The sequence below is a fragment of the Burkholderia metallica genome, assembly GCF_902832845.1.
In the GTDB taxonomy this organism is placed as follows: domain Bacteria; phylum Pseudomonadota; class Gammaproteobacteria; order Burkholderiales; family Burkholderiaceae; genus Burkholderia; species Burkholderia metallica.
The window spans coordinates 89,615-105,469 of record NZ_CADFDB010000005.1 but is presented as its reverse complement, the minus strand read 5'-3'; the positions used below and the strand labels follow the sequence as shown (position 1 = coordinate 105,469).

The window sequence follows — 15,855 nt, the reverse complement described above, 5'->3', positions numbered from 1 at the left end:
GCCGCGGCGCGCCACCGGGGCCCGCCGCGTTCCTTCACTCACGTGCTCGATGCCGCTCAGGCCGCTGCCTGATCGCCTTCCTTGGTGTCGTGACGCTTCTTGTAGTCGGCCACGGCTGCCTTGATCGCGTCTTCCGCGAGGATCGAGCAGTGAATCTTCACCGGCGGCAGCGCGAGTTCTTCGGCGATCTGCGTGTTCTTGATCGACAGTGCTTCGTCGAGCGTCTTGCCCTTCACCCATTCGGTGACGAGCGAGCTCGACGCGATCGCCGAACCGCAACCGTAGGTCTTGAACTTCGCGTCTTCGATCACGCCGTCCGCGCCGACGCGGATCTGCAGCTTCATCACGTCGCCGCAGGCCGGCGCGCCGACCATGCCCGTGCCGACCGTGTCGTCGTCCTTCGCGAACGAACCGACGTTGCGCGGGTTTTCGTAGTGATCCAGAACCTTGTTGCTGTAAGACATGACTCAGACTCCTTGACTCGTTACGTCTGCGTGCGCGAATCCGCCCGCGGGTATGTTCAATCCGGCGCTCAGTGTGCGGCCCATTCGATCGTCGACAGATCGATGCCTTCCTGGTGCATTTCCCAGAGCGGCGACAGTTCGCGCAGTTTCGCGATCTTGCTGTTCAGCAGGTTGATCACGAAGTCGACTTCCTGCTCCGTCGTGAAGCGGCCGACCGTGAAGCGGATCGAGCTGTGCGCCAGTTCGTCGTTGCGGCCGAGCGCGCGCAGCACGTACGACGGCTCCAGCGATGCCGACGTGCATGCGGAACCCGACGACACCGCGACGTCCTTGATCGCCATGATCAGCGACTCGCCTTCGACGAAGTTGAAACTGATGTTGAGGTTGTGCGGGACACGGCGCTCCATGTCGCCGTTCACGTACGTTTCCTCGATCTGCGACAGGCCGCGCAGCAGCTTGTCGCGCAGCATGCGCACGCGCTCGTTTTCCGTCGCCATTTCTTCGCGGGCGATGCGGAACGCTTCGCCCATGCCGACGATCTGGTGCGTCGGCAGCGTGCCCGAGCGCATGCCGCGCTCGTGACCGCCGCCGTGCATCTGCGCTTCGATGCGCACGCGCGGCTTGCGGCGCACGTACAGCGCGCCGATGCCCTTCGGGCCGTAGGTCTTGTGTGCGGAGAACGACATCAGGTCGACCTTCAGCTTCGCGAGGTCGATCCCAACCTTGCCGGTCGACTGCGCGGCGTCGACGTGGAACACGATGCCCTTCTCGCGGCAGATCTCACCGATCGCCTCGATGTCCTGGATCACGCCGATCTCGTTGTTCACGTGCATCACCGACACGAGGATCGTGTCCGGGCGCAGCGCGGCCTTGAACACGTCGAGGTCGATCAGGCCGTCGTCCTTCACGTCGAGATAGGTCACTTCGAAGCCGTCGCGCTCGAGCTCGCGGCAGGTGTCGAGCACGGCCTTGTGCTCGGTCTTCACCGTGACGATGTGCTTGCCCTTGCCCTTGTAGAAGTTCGCGGCGCCCTTGATCGCGAGGTTGTCCGATTCCGTTGCGCCGGACGTCCAGATGATTTCGCGCGGATCCGCGTTCACCAGCGCGGCGACCTGCTCGCGCGCCTCCTCGACCGCACGCTCCGCGTCCCAGCCGTAAGCGTGGCTGCGCGACGCCGGGTTGCCGAACTGCTCGCGCAGGTACGGCACCATCTTGTCGACCACGCGCGGATCGACGGGCGTCGTCGCGCTGTAATCCATGTAGATGGGCAGGTGGAGAGTGTCTTGGGTCATCTGTCGCTCCGGGAATTCTGTGCAGGGACTATGTGCGTTATGGGTAGGGCGTGCGCGTTCGCGCTCACGAACTCGCGATGTTGAACACCGAATTGGGGCCGAGCGGCATCGTGCGCACCGGCTCGGCCGGTGCCGCGACGGGCTCCGGCGTGCGCCGGTCGCGCAGCACCGCGGGGGCGCCCTCACGCGCGCGCTGCTGATCGACGAGATCCTGCAGCGACACGGAGTCGAGGTATTCGACCATCTTCTGGTTCAGCGTCGACCAGAGCTCGTGCGTCATGCAATGGCCGTCGGGCTGCTTCGAGCCGTCGCACGTGCCTTTGCCGCCGCACTGCGTGGCGTCGAGCGGTTCATCGACCGCGATGATGATGTCGGCAACGGTGACGTCCTGCGCGCGACGCGCGAGGTTGTAGCCGCCGCCCGGGCCGCGCACGGATTCGACGATTTCATGCCTGCGCAGCTTGCCGAACAGCTGTTCGAGATACGAAAGCGAAATCCGCTGGCGCTGGCTGATGCCTGCAAGCGTCACCGGGCCCTGCTCCTGGCGCAGTGCCAAGTCAATCATCGCCGTGACGGCGAAACGGCCTTTGGTGGTGAGTCTCATGGTGTCTAGGGGACTGCAATCTTGACGATTTTGGTCAAGTATAAATATTTGACGTTTTTAGTCAAGTATCCATGTCTTTGAAAGGGTATTCGCAGACCGCTGAATTCCGTGCGATCAGCGCGCGGTGCGGGCCCGGAGCGTGTCCAGCAGGCCCGCGCACGCGCGCTCGATCTGATCGAGCACCTGCTCGAAGCCCTGCGCGCCGCCAAAATACGGATCGGCCACTTCGGTTTCGGTCGAATCCGGCGCGAATTCCATCAGCAGGCGGACCTTGTCGCGATACTGCGGCGGACAGCGGCGGCGCAACTCCGCGAGATTCGCCGCGTCCATCGCGAGCAGCAGGTCGAAGCGCTCGAAATCCGCCGCACTCACCTGCCGTGCGCGCAGCGCCGACAGATCGTAGCCGCGCCCGAGCGCGGCAGCCTGCGCACGCGTATCGGGCGGCTCGCCCACGTGCCAGTCGCCGGTGCCGGCCGAATCGATCGCGATCCGGTCCGCCAGCGCGGCCGCGTCGACCTGGTGACGCATCACGCCTTCCGCGGTGGGCGAACGGCAGATGTTGCCGAGGCAGACGAAACAGATCGAAACGCGGGTCATCACACTAACGGAATGCCGCGGCGAACCGCGTGGGAGAAGAACACGCCATTATACAAAGGCGGCCGAAATCGCGCCGTCGCGCAAAGCGACCGCGCCCTGCCTCACAGCGCCTTCGGCGCGGCGAGCACGACGTCGCCCGATGCCGCCGGCAGCGGTTTCGCCGCGTCGTCGACGAGCCCGAACGACACCGCACGCGCCAGCTCGGCGGATGCCTGGTGAACCGCCAGCGGGCTACGCGACGGCGCATCGGCCATCGTATGCAGATAGGCTGCCGCGGCCAGCGGAACGACGATTGCCAGCGGCCAGTACATCGATATTGTCTTTTTCATGATGCGGACCTCCTTGACCTCGTACCCCGAAACCCAATTCCGGGGACTACAGACAGGATTCTATAGACCGCATCTATCGAGATAAATATGCAAATAGCGAACGCACTGTTGTCGCCGGATGAACAGTGGTCAGCCGAGGTGGCTTTGCGAGGCCGCGTACAGTTCGCGGAACGTGCGCCCGGTCGGCGTCGGCATGTCGCGCGTGTCCGTCCAGCCGCCCATCATCGGCAGGCGCCGCAGCGTGCCGCCGTTGCCGCCCAGCCGCTCCAGCACGCGCACCGCGAGCTTGGTCGTCAGCGCGTACAGCGTCGGCCGCCGCGCGACGAAACCCCATGCGGCGAGCGCCGCGCGCTCGCGCCACGGCCGCAGATGCCGCTCGACCTGCTTCTCGCGCAGCCTGCGCAGCAGGTGCGACAACGGAATCCCGACCGGGCACACGCTGTCGCATTCTCCGCACAGCGTCGCGGCCTGCGGCAGATCGAGCGCGCGGTCGAGCCCGACGTAGCTCGGCGTCAGCACCGATCCCATCGGTCCCGGGTAGACCCAGCCGTACGCATGGCCGCCGACCTTCTGGTACACCGGGCAATGATTCATGCATGCGCCGCAGCGGATGCAGCGCAGCATCTCCTGGAATTCGCCGCCGAGCAGCCCGGTGCGGCCGCCGTCGACGAGCACCACGTAGTTGTGCTCGGGACCGTCCTCGTCGCCCGGCCCGCGCGGCCCGGTCAGCAGCGAGAAATAGTTCGACGTCGTCTGCCCGGTCGCGGAGCGCGGCAGCAGGCGCATCGCGGTCGCGAGATCCTCGAGCGTCGGCAGCACCTTCTCGATGCCCGTCACCGCGACGTGCACGCGCGGCATCACCGTGCACATCCCCTCGTTGCCTTCGTTCGTCACGATCGCGACCGAGCCCGTCTCGGCGATCACGAAATTGCCGCCGGTCACGCCCATGTCGGCCGACATGAAATGCGGTCGCAGCACCTCGCGCGCCTCGCGCGTCATGTCCGGAATCTCGGTGAGCCGCTCGCGATGGTGCGTGCGCGCGAACAGGTCGGCGATCTCGTCCTTGTCCTTGTGCACGACGGGCGCAATGATGTGGCTCGGCGGCTCGTTGTCGTTGATCTGCAGGATGTATTCGCCGAGATCCGTCTCGATCGACTGCACGCCCATTTCCGCGAGCACCGCGTTCAGGCGCATTTCCTCCGACACCATCGACTTGGTCTTGATGACCTTCTTCACATCGTGCCGGCGCGCGATGTCGGCCACGAGCCACGCGGCGTCCGCGGTCGTTTCGGCGAACAGCACCGTCGTGCCGCGCCGCGTCGCCTCGCGCTCGAACGCCTCGAGCCAACCGTCGAGGTTCTCCAGCGCGCGGTTGCGGCGCGCCTTCAGCGCGGCGCGCGTGGCCGGGAAGTCGATTGCGGTCATCGCGTCGGCGCGCGCGGACACGAACTTCGTCGACAGCTTCTTCAGGTTCTGCTGCAGGCGCTGGTCGGCGAGCTTCTGGCCGGCGCGCGCCTTGAAATGCATCGATTGGACTTGCATCGCGGTATCGGGGGAAATGTGAGCGGAACCGGGCGTCAGACGTCGCCCGCCAGCACCTGCGCGACGTGCAGCACGCGCGTGTCGCGGTCGCCGGTACGGCGCAACCGCCCTTCGATGTTCAGCATGCAGCCGAGATCGCCGAGCACGACGGCGCCCGTGCCCGACGCGCGCACGTTCGCGCATTTCTCGTCCGCGATGGCCGCCGAAATGTCGCCGTACTTGATCGCGAACGTGCCGCCGAAGCCGCAGCAGTGCTCGCAGTCCTTCATCTCGGTCACCGCGACGCCGCGCTGCGCGAGCAGCGCGCGCGGCTGCGCCTTCACGCCGAGCTCGCGCAGGCCCGAGCACGAATCGTGGTAGGTGACGGGCCCCGTGAATTCGCCCGGCGCGAGCGACACCTTCGCGACGTTCGCCAGGAAATCGGTCAGTTCGTAGACTTTCTGCTGGAACCGCGTGTAGCGCCCCATCAGTTCGGGGTCGTCGCGGAACAGGTCGCCGTAGTGCGCGCGGATCATCCCGCCGCACGAACCCGACGGCGCGACGACGTAATCGAACTGCTCGAACTCGCGCAGCGTCTTTTCCGCGAGATCGCGCGCGAGCGCGCGCTCGCCGGAGTTGTAGGCCGGCTGGCCGCAGCAGGTTTGCGCGGGCGGCACGAACACCTCGTAACCGGCGTCGCGAATCAGCTTGAGCGCCGAAAAGCCGATTTCCGGGCGCATCAGATCGACCAGGCAGGTCACGAACAAACCGACTCGCATACGTGCTCCTTCGAGAAAACGGATCTCATTATCCGCCGTTTGGCCGGCAAGACCAACGCCGGCGCTTGCGCAAGCCCGCATGGCGCGAAACGAGGATTCCCTCGAACGGCGTTCGCTTTTTTCACAATACGAGATACAATCGTTGCCACACCGCTTGACGCGTCAACCGATTTCTCCCCCGACATGAGCCAACCCACCCCGGATTCCAAAACGTCGATCCAGGTGATCGAACGCATGATGCGGTTGCTGGACGCGCTCGCCGCGCACAGCGACCCCGTCAGCCTGAAGGAGCTTGCGCAGCGCACGGAGCTGCATCCGTCGACCGCGCACCGCATCCTCAACGACATGGTGACCTGCCGTCTGGTCGACCGCTCCGATCCCGGCACGTACCGGCTCGGCATGCGGCTGCTGGAACTCGGCAACCTGGTGAAAGCGCGCCTGTCGGTACGCGACGCGGCGCTGATGCCGATGCGCGAGCTGCACCGCCTCACCGGGCAGACCGTGAACCTGTCGGTGCGCCAGGGCGACGAGATCGTCTACATCGAGCGTGCGTATTCCGAGCGCTCGGGGATGCAGGTCGTCCGGGCCATCGGCGGCCGCGCGCCGCTGCACCTCACGTCGGTCGGCAAGCTGTTCCTCGCGGCCGACGAAACGTCGCGCGTGCGCGCCTATGCGACGCGCACGGGGCTGTCCGGCCATACGCAGAACAGCATCACCGACATCGCGAAGCTCGAGCGCGAGCTGACGATCGTCCGCCAGCAATCGTGCGCACGCGACAACGAGGAGCTGGAGCTCGGCGTGCGGTGTATCGCGGCAGGCATCTACGACGATTCGGGCAAGCTCGTCGCGGGCCTGTCGCTGTCGGCGCCGGCCGATCGCCTGCAGGATGCGTGGCTCGGCCAGTTGAGCCGCACGGCCCTCACCATTTCGGAATCGCTCGGCTACCGGCCGGCGCCCACGAAGGATACGGACGGGCTGCAGCGGCAGGCGTAAGCCCGTTGCCCGCCCCCGAAATGACAAAGCCCCGCGATTGCGGGGCTTTTTTTCGGCCGTCGGCGCGGCGGCGAACCGCCGCGCCAGCTGTGATCAGGTGCCGCCGCTCGGCGTGTTGGCCGCCGTCAGGCGCTCGCCGCCGCCGGCGTCGAGCCAGTTGCGCAGGCGCGCCGCATCGGCAAAGCGCGAATACTTGCCGAACGAATCGAGCAGGACCATCACCATCGGACGGCCGTGGATCGTCGCCTGCATCACGAGGCATTCACCCGCTTCGTTGATGAAGCCCGTCTTCTGCAGACCGATGTCCCACGAGCCGTTGCCGCGGATCAGCGCGTTCGTGCTGTTGTAGATCAGGTTGCGCTTGCCCGTATACACCTCGTAGGTGCGATCGGTCGAGAACTGGCGAATCATCGGGTACTGATATGCCGCATTGACCATCTTCACGAGGTCGCGCGCGCTCGACACGTTCGAGCTCGACAGGCCCGTCGAATTCTCGAAGTGCGTATCGGTCATGCCGAGCGACTTCGCCTTCGCGTTCATCGCGGCGATGAACGCCGGACGGCCGCCCGGGTAGTAACGCGACAGCGCGGCGGCCGCGCGGTTTTCCGACGCCATCAGCGCGATATGCAGCATGTCTTCGCGCGACAGCACCGAGCCGACCGACAGGCGCGAGCCCGTGCCCTTCTCGTAGTCGCGGTCTTCGTCGGTGACTTCGAGCTGGTCGGTCATCGGCGACTTCGAATCGAGCACGACCATCGCCGTCATCAGCTTCGAGATCGACGCGATCGGCACGACCGCGTGCGAATTCTTGTCGAACAGCGGCTCGCCCGAGTTCTGGTCGACGACGTACGCGACACTCGAACGCAGCGCGAGCGCGTCCGGCGTGTCGTGCAGGCCGAAGGCCTGACCGACGGTCGGCCGGCGCGGCTGGAACGCGACCTTGCGTACCGCGCCGCGATGGCCGCCGTGCACGCTGTTCGCCGCGAGCGTCACGCGCTTGCGCGACGCCTTCGCACGCGGCGCATCGGCCGCGGCGACCTTCGCAGATTTCTCGGAGCTGGCCTTGGCCGACTTCTTCTTCGCGGACGAAGCAGGAGCGACAGCCTTTTTCTTGGCGGCTTGTTGGGTCTTCGCAGTGGCGGCAAAGGCGTCAGCGGGTGCGACGGACGCGGTGGTCGCCAGCAGCGCGACTGCGACCGACACAGCCGTGCCGAGCGTCATGCTCTGCAACAATCTGCGCGGTGAAAACGATTCGGCTTTCATTGGGGTCTGGACAAAGCGGGCGGGAGGTTTCCGCAAGTGTAGTTAAAGCTGAAAAAAAGAGCAATATTAGGCACTTACCGATCGTCGTTAAACCGGAATGTAAGGGTCGGCCAACCTGCTGACCAATGAACCCTCCCGCTCCCATCGAAAAAATGCATGGGACGCGCTGCCCGACAGCGCCCGTCTCCCGATTACCACACGGTTAATTGAGATAACGTCACTTCGGAGGCGATTTAAAGCGGGGAAACTACGTATCCGGCGCTCGGGGTGCCAGTGGCGCCGGTCTCGGCCGTGGCGACGGCACGCCACCACGGTACGCGCATCGAAACGGCGCACTTTTCGACAGGAACAGAAGGATAACGTTCCACGGGCCTGTCAGGTTTACCTGCGCATGATCATGGTGCGCCGGGCTTGCCCCGCGCGCGTGCGCACCATGTGGGATCACGCCTGAAACCGATTCCGGACGGACACGATAACTCGTTGTTTTATCGATAATTTGTCGCAATTGTGCAACGCACAAAAAATACTTGACATTGGCTTTCTCTGCCCTAAAATAGGCCTCATTGCTGCGTTGCACAAAGCACGCGCATCCGAGGTTCCCCAGTGTAGTGCCCTTTATCCTGCGATCGACGCGATCGCTTTTCAGGAGCTTGACATGTCCTTGCTGACCCCCGAGCAAATCGCCGCCGCCCAGAAAGCCAACCTCGAAAGCCTGTTCGGTCTGACGACCAAGGCGTTCGAAGGCGTCGAAAAGCTGATCGAACTCAACCTGCAGGTCGTGAAGTCGACGCTGGCCGAAGGCCAGGAAAACGCACAGCGTCTGCTGTCGGTGAAGGACGCACAGGAACTGATCGCCCTGCAAGCCAGCCTGTCGCAGCCGGTCGCGGAAAAGGTGCTGTCGTACGGCCGTCACCTGTATGAAATCGCGTCGTCGACGCAAGCCGAGTTCGCGAAGGTTGCCGAAGCGCAATTCGACGAACAGAACAAGAAGGTCCAGGCGCTCGTCGACAACGTCGCGAAGAACGCTCCGGCCGGTTCGGAAACGGCCGTCGCCGCACTGAAGTCGGCGCTGAACGCTGCGAACACCACGTACGAAACGGTTCAGAAGGCCACGAAGCAAGCGGTCGAAATCGCTGAAACGAACTTCAACGCGGCGGCTGCCGTCGCAACGAAGGCTGCTTCTGCCGCTGCTGCACGCCGTACGAGCAAGCCGGCCGCGTAAGCGCCACCTGCTCCTGAAAGAGCCGCGCCCAGCGCGGCTTTTTCTTTTCCGGCGCCGCAGCAGCCGGTCGCGCTCGAACCATCGTTCGTCGATCGCAGCGCCGGCCGCCGCCGACACGCGGACAAAAGAAAACGCCGCCGCCCGGATTGCCCGGGCGGCGGCGTTTTTTTTGGGCCGGCTCATGGCCGGCCGTGCCGGTCGCGTTACTTCTTGCGTTGCGGCGGCAGGTCCGTACAGACGCCTTCGTACAGTTCGGCGGCCATGCCGACCGACTCGCCGAGCGTCGGGTGCGGATGGATCGTCTTGCCGATGTCTTCCGCGTCCGCGCCCATCTCGACGGCGAGGCACACTTCGCTGATCAGGTCGCCCGCGTTCAGGCCGACGATGCCGCCGCCGATCACGCGATGGGTTTCCTCGTCGAAGATCAGCTTCGTGAAGCCTTCGTCGCGGCCGTTCGCGATCGCACGGCCCGACGCTGCCCACGGGAACACGGCCTTGCCGTACTTGATGCCTTCGGCCTTGCACTGGTCTTCCGTCTTGCCGGCCCACGCCACTTCCGGATCGGTGTATGCGACCGACGGGATCTGCAGCGCGTCGAAGTACGCCTTCTCGCCGTGCGCGGCTTCCGCTGCGACGTGGCCTTCATGCACGGCCTTGTGCGCGAGCATCGGCTGGCCGACGACGTCGCCGATCGCGAAGATGTGCGGGACGTTCGTGCGCATCTGCTTGTCGACGTCGATAAAGCCGCGATCCGTGACCGCGACGCCGGCCTTGTCCGCACCGATCTTCTTGCCGTTCGGGCTGCGGCCCACCGCGACGAGCACGAGGTCGTAGCGCTGCGGTTCCGCTGGCGCCTTCTCGCCCTCGAACTTCACGTAGATGCCGTCTTCCTTCGCTTCCGCGCCGACCGTCTTGGTCTTCAGCATCACGTTGCCGAAGCGCTTCGCGTTGTACTTTTCCCAGACCTTCACGAGATCGCGGTCGGCGCCCATCATCAGGCCGTCCATCATTTCGACCACGTCGATTTCGGCGCCGAGCGTCGAGTACACGGTTGCCATTTCGAGGCCGATGATGCCGCCGCCGATCACGAGCATGCGCTTGGGCAACTGACGCAGTTCGAGTGCGCCGGTCGAATCGACGACGCGCGGGTCTTCCGGCATGAACGGCAGCTTCACGGCCTGCGAACCCGCGGCGATGATTGCCTGCTTGAACTTGACGACCTTCTTGCCGTTTTCGCCCTGCACTTCCATGTGGAACGGATCGACGAATGCGCCGACGCCCGTGACCACTTCGACCTTGCGTGCCTTGGCCATACCGGCGAGGCCCGTCGTCAGCTTCTTGACGACGCCGCCCTTGAAGTCGCGCAGCTTGTCGAGATCGACTTCCGGCTTGCCGAACGTGATGCCGTGGGACGCGAGCGCCGCGGCTTCCTCGACGACGAGCGACGTGTGCAGCAGCGCCTTCGACGGGATGCAGCCGACGTTCAGGCACACGCCGCCGAGTGTCGGGTAGCGTTCGACGAGCACCGTCTTCATGCCGAGGTCGGCGGCGCGGAACGCGGCCGAATAGCCGCCGGGGCCGGCGCCGAGCACGAGCATGTCACACTCGATGTCGGCGGCGCCGACATAGCTGCCGGCTTGCGGCGCGGGTGCCGGAGCGGCTGCGGCCGGTGCCGGCGCAGCGGCCGCGGGTTTCGCTGCCTCAGGAGCTTTCGCGGGTGCGGCGTCGCCTGCCGCTGCTTCGACGATGGCGATGACGGTGCCTTGCGAGACTTTCTCGCCGGCTTTGACCTTGATTTCCTTGACCGTGCCGGCGACGTCGCTGGGCACTTCCATGGAGGCTTTATCGGATTCGAGCGTGATGAGCGTTTGCTCTTTTTCGATCACGTCGCCCGGCTTCACGTTGACTTCGATGACATCGACGCCGCTGAAATCGCCGATATCCGGAACCTTGACTTCGATGAGACTCATGTACGTCCCCTTCTTGTTTGGCTGCTGAAAGAGGGAGGAAAACCCGCGGAAGAACCCGACTCCGGCCTGACAGGAGAACGCGATGCTGGGCAGGACCACCTTTGCCGTCCGCCCAAGGACGCGCCTTTCTTTTGGTTACTTTTCTTTGGAAGACAAAGAAAAGTGACCGCCGCCCCGCGCAGGGGCGACGCTGGCAGACCGTCAAGAAAGCAAGTTCAACGACGAGGCGTGGATGACCGACAGAAAACCCACGCCCCCGCGAGCCCCTCTGCTCATCAAAGAATGATGCGACGGAAATCCCCGAGCAACGCCCCGAGATACGCATTGAACCGCGCGGCTTCCGCGCCATCGATGACACGATGGTCATACGACAGCGACAACGGCAGCGTCAGACGCGGCACGAACTGCTTGCCGTCCCACACCGGCTTCATCTGCCCGCGCGACAACCCGAGGATCGCCACTTCCGGCGCGTTGATGATCGGCGTGAAGTTCGTCCCGCCGATCCCGCCGAGCGACGAGATCGAGAAGCAGCCGCCTTGCATCTGGTCCGGCTTCAGCTTGCCGTCGCGTGCGGCCTTCGACAGCTCGGCCATTTCCTTCGCGATATCGACGAGGCCCTTCTTGTCCGCATCGCGGATCACCGGCACGACGAGACCGTTCGGCGTATCCGCGGCAAAACCGATGTGGTAGTACTGCTTGAACACCAGGTTGTCGCCGTCGAGGCTCGCGTTAAAGGTCGGGAATTTCTTCAGCGCGGCAACGACCGCCTTGATCACGAACGCGAGCATCGTGAACTTCACGCCCGCCTTCTCGTGTTCCTTGTTCAGCTGGACGCGCAGCGCTTCGAGCTCGGTGATGTCCGCTTCGTCGTTGTTCGTGACGTGCGGGATCATCACCCAGTTGCGATGCAGGTTCGCGCCCGAGATCTTCTTGATGCGCGACAGCGGCTTCGCCTCGAACGGGCCGAACTTCGAGAAGTCGACCTTCGGCCACGGCAGCAGGTTCAGCTCGCCGCCGCCTGCCGGCGCGGCTGCCGCGGCCGGCGCTGCGCGCTGGCCGGTCATCACGCCCTTCACGAAGGCCGTGACGTCTTCCTTCGTAATACGGCCCTTCGGACCCGAACCCTGCACGCGTGCGACTTCGACGCCGAGTTCGCGTGCGAACTTGCGCACCGACGGCGACGCGTGGCTCGCGCGGTACTCGCCCGACGATGCGGCGGCCGGTGCCGCAGCAGCCGGGGCCGGTGCGGCCTTCGCGGGTGCCGGTGCAGCGGCGGGCGCCGCCGGGGCGGCAGCGGCCGGAGCCGGTGCGCTCGCCTGCGGTGCGGCAGCCGGTGCGCCTGCGGCTTCGAGCAGCACGATCAGCGTGCCTTCCGATACCGAATCGCCGACCTTGACCTTGATGTCCTTCACGACGCCGGCGGCCGGACTCGGCACGTCCATCGTCGCCTTGTCCGATTCGAGCGTGACGAGCGACTGCTCCTTCTCGACCGTGTCGCCGACCTTCACGCCGATCTCGATCACCGGCACGTCCTTGTAGTCGCCGATGTCGGGGACCTTCACTTCGAGCGTGCCGCCGGCTGCTGCCGGTGCGGCCGCCGGTGCAGCAGCAGCCGGTGCCGGCGCTGCGGCCGGAGCCGGTGCAGCGGCGGGCGCTGCCGCGCCGTTCGCCTGCGCCGCGCCACCGCCTTCGAGCAGGATGATCAGCGAGCCTTCCGACACGGAATCGCCCACCTTGACCTTGATTTCCTTCACGACGCCCGCCACCGGGCTCGGCACGTCCATCGTCGCCTTGTCGGATTCGAGCGTGACGAGCGACTGCTCGGGTTCGACGGTATCGCCGACCTTCACGCCGATCTCGATCACCGGCACGTCCTTGTAATCGCCGATGTCCGGCACCTTCACTTCGATCGCTTGACTCATCTGTTTCTGTCTCCATGGCCGCGCGCGCACCCTTGCGGGCGCGGCGCGCGGCATCACACGGCGTGTGCGTTAAACGGTCATCGGGTTGGGCTTCGACGGATCGAGGTTGTACTTGGCGATCGCGTCCGCGACCACCTTGCGCTCGATCGTGCCCTCGTCGGCCAGCGCGTTGAGCGCGGCGACGGTGACCCAGTGACGGTCGACTTCAAAGAAGTGACGCAGCTTCTCGCGGGTATCCGAGCGGCCGAAGCCGTCCGTGCCCAGCACGACGAAGCGGCGATCGACCTGGCCGCGGATCTGGTCGACCAGCGCGCGGACGTAGTCGGTCGACGCGATGACCGGGCCCTGCGTGTCCTTCAGGCACTTCTGCACGTGCGACAGACGACGCTCCTCGGTCGGATGGAGCAGGTTCCAGCGCTCGACCTGGTGACCTTCGCGCGCGAGTTCGGTGAAGCTCGGCACGCTCCACAGGTCGGCGGCGACGCCCCAGTCGTTCTTCAGCAGGTCGGCGGCGGCGATCACTTCGTTGAAGATCGTGCCCGCGCCGAGCAGTTGCACACGCGGCGCCTTCTTGTCGGCGTCGGCCTTCCTGAACGCGTACATGCCCTTGATGATGTCGGCCGCCACGTGCTCGCCCTGCGGAATCGCCGGGTGCTCGTAGTTCTCGTTCATCACCGTGATGTAGTAGTACACGTCTTCCTGGTCCTGCACCATGCGGCGCAGGCCGTCCTGGACGATCACGGCCAGTTCGTAGCCGAACGTCGGGTCGTAGCTCACGCAGTTCGGCACCGACGCTGCCCACAGGAGCGAGTGGCCGTCTTCGTGCTGCAGGCCTTCGCCGTTCAGCGTCGTGCGGCCCGCGGTGCCGCCGAGCAGGAAGCCGCGCGAACGCATGTCGCCCGCGGCCCATGCGAGGTCGCCGATCCGCTGGAAGCCGAACATCGAATAGAAGATGTAGAACGGCACCATGATCTCGCCGTGCGTCGAATACGACGTCGCCGCCGCGATCCAGTCGCACATGCCGCCCGCTTCGTTGATGCCTTCCTGCAGGATCTGGCCGGTTTCCGATTCCTTGTAGAACATCAGCTGGTCGGAATCTTCCGGCACGTACTTCTGACCCTCCTGGTTCCAGATACCAATCTGGCGGAACAGGCCTTCCATGCCGAACGTACGCGACTCGTCCGGGACGATCGGCACGATGCGCTTGCCGAGCGCCTTGTCCTTCAGCAGGATGTTCAGGATCCGCACGAACGACATCGTCGTCGAGATCTCGCGGCCTTCGCCCGTGCCCTTCAGCAGCGGCTCGAACGCGTCGAGCGCCGGCACCGGCAGCGACGTCGCCTTCTCGCGGCGATGCGGCAGGTAGCCGCCGAGGTCCATGCGCTTCTGGCGCATGTATTCGAGCTCCTTCGAACCTTCGTCGAACTTCAGGTACGGCACGTCGGCGATCTGCTCGTCGGTGATCGGCAGGCGGAACTGGTCACGGAACTTCTTCAGTTGCTCGACCGGCAGCTTCTTCTGCTGGTGCGTGATGTTCATCGCCTGGCCCGACTCGCCCATCCCGTAGCCCTTGATGGTCTTCGCGAGGATGACGGTCGGCGCGCCCTTCGTGTTGCTGGCTTCGTGGAAGGCCGCGTAGATCTTGTGCGGATCGTGGCCGCCGCGGTTCAGCGCCCAGATGTCGTCGTCCGACCAGTCGGCGACGAGCGCCTTCAGTTCAGGCGTGTTGAAGAAGTGCTCGCGCACGAACGCGCCCGACTCCGACTTGTACGTCTGGTATTCGCCGTCGACGACTTCCATCATGCGGCGCATCAGCGCGCCCGTCTTGTCGCGTGCGAACAGCGCATCCCAGCGGCTGCCCCAGATGACCTTGATCACGTTCCAGCCGGCGCCGCGGAACTCCGATTCGAGTTCCTGGATGATCTTGCCGTTGCCGCGCACCGGGCCGTCGAGACGCTGCAGGTTGCAGTTGATCACGAACACGAGGTTGTCGAGCTTCTCGCGGCTCGCCATCCCGATCGCGCCGAGCGATTCCGGCTCGTCCGTCTCGCCGTCGCCGAGGAATGCCCACACCTTGCGGCCTTCCGTCTTCGCGATGCCGCGCGCCTGCAGGTACTTCATGAAGCGGGCCTGGTAGATCGCCATGATCGGGCCGAGGCCCATCGACACGGTCGGGAACTGCCAGAAGTCCGGCATCAGCCACGGGTGCGGGTACGACGAAATGCCGTTGCCGTCGACTTCCTGGCGGAAGTTGTCGAGCTGCTCTTCCGTCAGGCGGCCAAGCAGGAACGCGCGCGAGTACACGCCCGGCGACGAGTGGCCCTGCACGAACACGAGATCGCCGCCGTGCTGGTCGGACGCTGCGTGCCAGAAGTGGTTGTAGCCGACGTCGTAGAGCGTCGCGGCCGACGCGAACGACGCGATGTGGCCGCCGACGTTCGTGTCCTTGCCTGCGCGCAGCACCATCGCCAGCGCGTTCCAGCGCGTGTACGAACGGATGCGGTGCTCGATGTCCTGGTCGCCCGGGATCTTCGCCTGCGCGGCGACCGGGATCGTGTTGATGTACGGGGTATTGGCGGAGAACGGCAGGTGTTCGCCGTGCATGCGGGCGAACTCGATCTGCTTTTCGATCAGGTAGTGCGCGCGGCCGGTGCCCACGGAGGAGATCACGCCATCGAGCGACTCGAGCCACTCGACGGTTTCTTGCGGGTCGTCGTCATGTTCGGCGGCGACATATTTCATCACTTCGTTCGGTACAGCGGACATTCTCGTCTCCTGGGTCCTGGAATGTGAGGATCGCTCTCATGCAGACGACGCGACGCGACCGGCTGCGGGCAAGCTCCGACGGATTGTAATGAGCGTGCGCGGGGCTGCGCAACAAAATTTTCGAATTGTGAGA

General features: G+C 65.1%; 13 protein-coding genes. 2 read left to right on the top strand and 11 right to left on the bottom strand.

The window, feature by feature from the left end; translation table 11 throughout:
• Positions 1-56 precede the first annotated feature (56 nt).
• From iscU to HWX08_RS15830, 7 genes are all read right to left on the bottom strand, one after another.
• The gene (gene iscU / locus HWX08_RS15860) at positions 57-464 is read right to left on the bottom strand and encodes a Fe-S cluster assembly scaffold IscU (protein ID WP_006481982.1); all 408 of its coding nucleotides are present in this window, start codon (positions 462-464) and stop codon (positions 57-59) included.
• A 68-nt stretch (positions 465-532) separates the two neighbouring features.
• Positions 533-1,756 carry an IscS subfamily cysteine desulfurase gene (locus HWX08_RS15855; protein WP_069257072.1) on the bottom strand — a complete coding sequence of 408 codons (1,224 nt, stop codon included), beginning with the start codon at positions 1,754-1,756 and terminating at the stop codon, positions 533-535.
• A gap of 64 nt (positions 1,757-1,820) precedes the next feature.
• The gene (gene iscR / locus HWX08_RS15850; RefSeq protein WP_009691731.1) at positions 1,821-2,360 is read right to left on the bottom strand and encodes a Fe-S cluster assembly transcriptional regulator IscR; all 540 of its coding nucleotides are present in this window, start codon (positions 2,358-2,360) and stop codon (positions 1,821-1,823) included.
• A 114-nt stretch (positions 2,361-2,474) separates the two neighbouring features.
• Entirely contained in the window at positions 2,475-2,957 is a 483-nt protein-coding gene (locus HWX08_RS15845) for a low molecular weight protein-tyrosine-phosphatase (protein ID WP_174921658.1), read from the bottom strand.
• Positions 2,958-3,058: 101 nt separating this feature from the next.
• Positions 3,059-3,286: a hypothetical protein gene (locus tag HWX08_RS15840; protein ID WP_069257074.1), complete on the bottom strand. Its 228-nt coding sequence runs from the start codon at positions 3,284-3,286 to the stop codon at positions 3,059-3,061.
• Between the two features lie 129 nt (positions 3,287-3,415).
• Positions 3,416-4,828: a lactate utilization protein B gene (locus tag HWX08_RS15835; RefSeq protein WP_174921657.1), complete on the bottom strand. Its 1,413-nt coding sequence runs from the start codon at positions 4,826-4,828 to the stop codon at positions 3,416-3,418.
• Between the two features lie 35 nt (positions 4,829-4,863).
• Complete coding sequence (locus tag HWX08_RS15830; RefSeq protein ID WP_174921656.1) at positions 4,864-5,586, bottom strand: (Fe-S)-binding protein; 723 nt, start codon at positions 5,584-5,586, stop codon at positions 4,864-4,866.
• 183 nt (positions 5,587-5,769) lie between these two features.
• Between HWX08_RS15830 and HWX08_RS15825 the strand changes: the two genes are divergently transcribed.
• Entirely contained in the window at positions 5,770-6,579 is an 810-nt protein-coding gene (locus HWX08_RS15825) for an IclR family transcriptional regulator (RefSeq protein WP_011352568.1), read from the top strand.
• 93 nt (positions 6,580-6,672) lie between these two features.
• Here the strand turns inward: HWX08_RS15825 and pbpG are convergent, their stop codons facing one another.
• Entirely contained in the window at positions 6,673-7,842 is a 1,170-nt protein-coding gene (gene pbpG, locus HWX08_RS15820) for a D-alanyl-D-alanine endopeptidase (RefSeq protein WP_069257077.1), read from the bottom strand.
• A 655-nt stretch (positions 7,843-8,497) separates the two neighbouring features.
• On the opposite strand from pbpG, the gene HWX08_RS15815 reads away from it, so the two are divergent.
• Positions 8,498-9,064 (top strand): phasin family protein, encoded by a 567-nt coding sequence (locus tag HWX08_RS15815; RefSeq protein ID WP_069257078.1) that lies wholly within the window; start codon positions 8,498-8,500, stop codon positions 9,062-9,064.
• Between the two features lie 203 nt (positions 9,065-9,267).
• Here the strand turns inward: HWX08_RS15815 and lpdA are convergent, their stop codons facing one another.
• The 3 genes from lpdA to aceE form a co-directional block, all read right to left on the bottom strand.
• Positions 9,268-11,034, bottom strand: a complete 1,767-nt coding sequence (lpdA, locus tag HWX08_RS15810; RefSeq protein WP_174921655.1) for a dihydrolipoyl dehydrogenase — start codon at positions 11,032-11,034, stop codon at positions 9,268-9,270.
• A 275-nt stretch (positions 11,035-11,309) separates the two neighbouring features.
• Complete coding sequence (aceF, locus tag HWX08_RS15805; RefSeq protein ID WP_175807033.1) at positions 11,310-12,956, bottom strand: dihydrolipoyllysine-residue acetyltransferase; 1,647 nt, start codon at positions 12,954-12,956, stop codon at positions 11,310-11,312.
• A gap of 69 nt (positions 12,957-13,025) precedes the next feature.
• A complete protein-coding gene (gene aceE, locus HWX08_RS15800; RefSeq protein WP_069257081.1) occupies positions 13,026-15,722 on the bottom strand; it encodes a pyruvate dehydrogenase (acetyl-transferring), homodimeric type in 2,697 nt (898 codons plus the stop codon).
• Between the last annotated feature and the right edge of the window lie 133 nt (positions 15,723-15,855).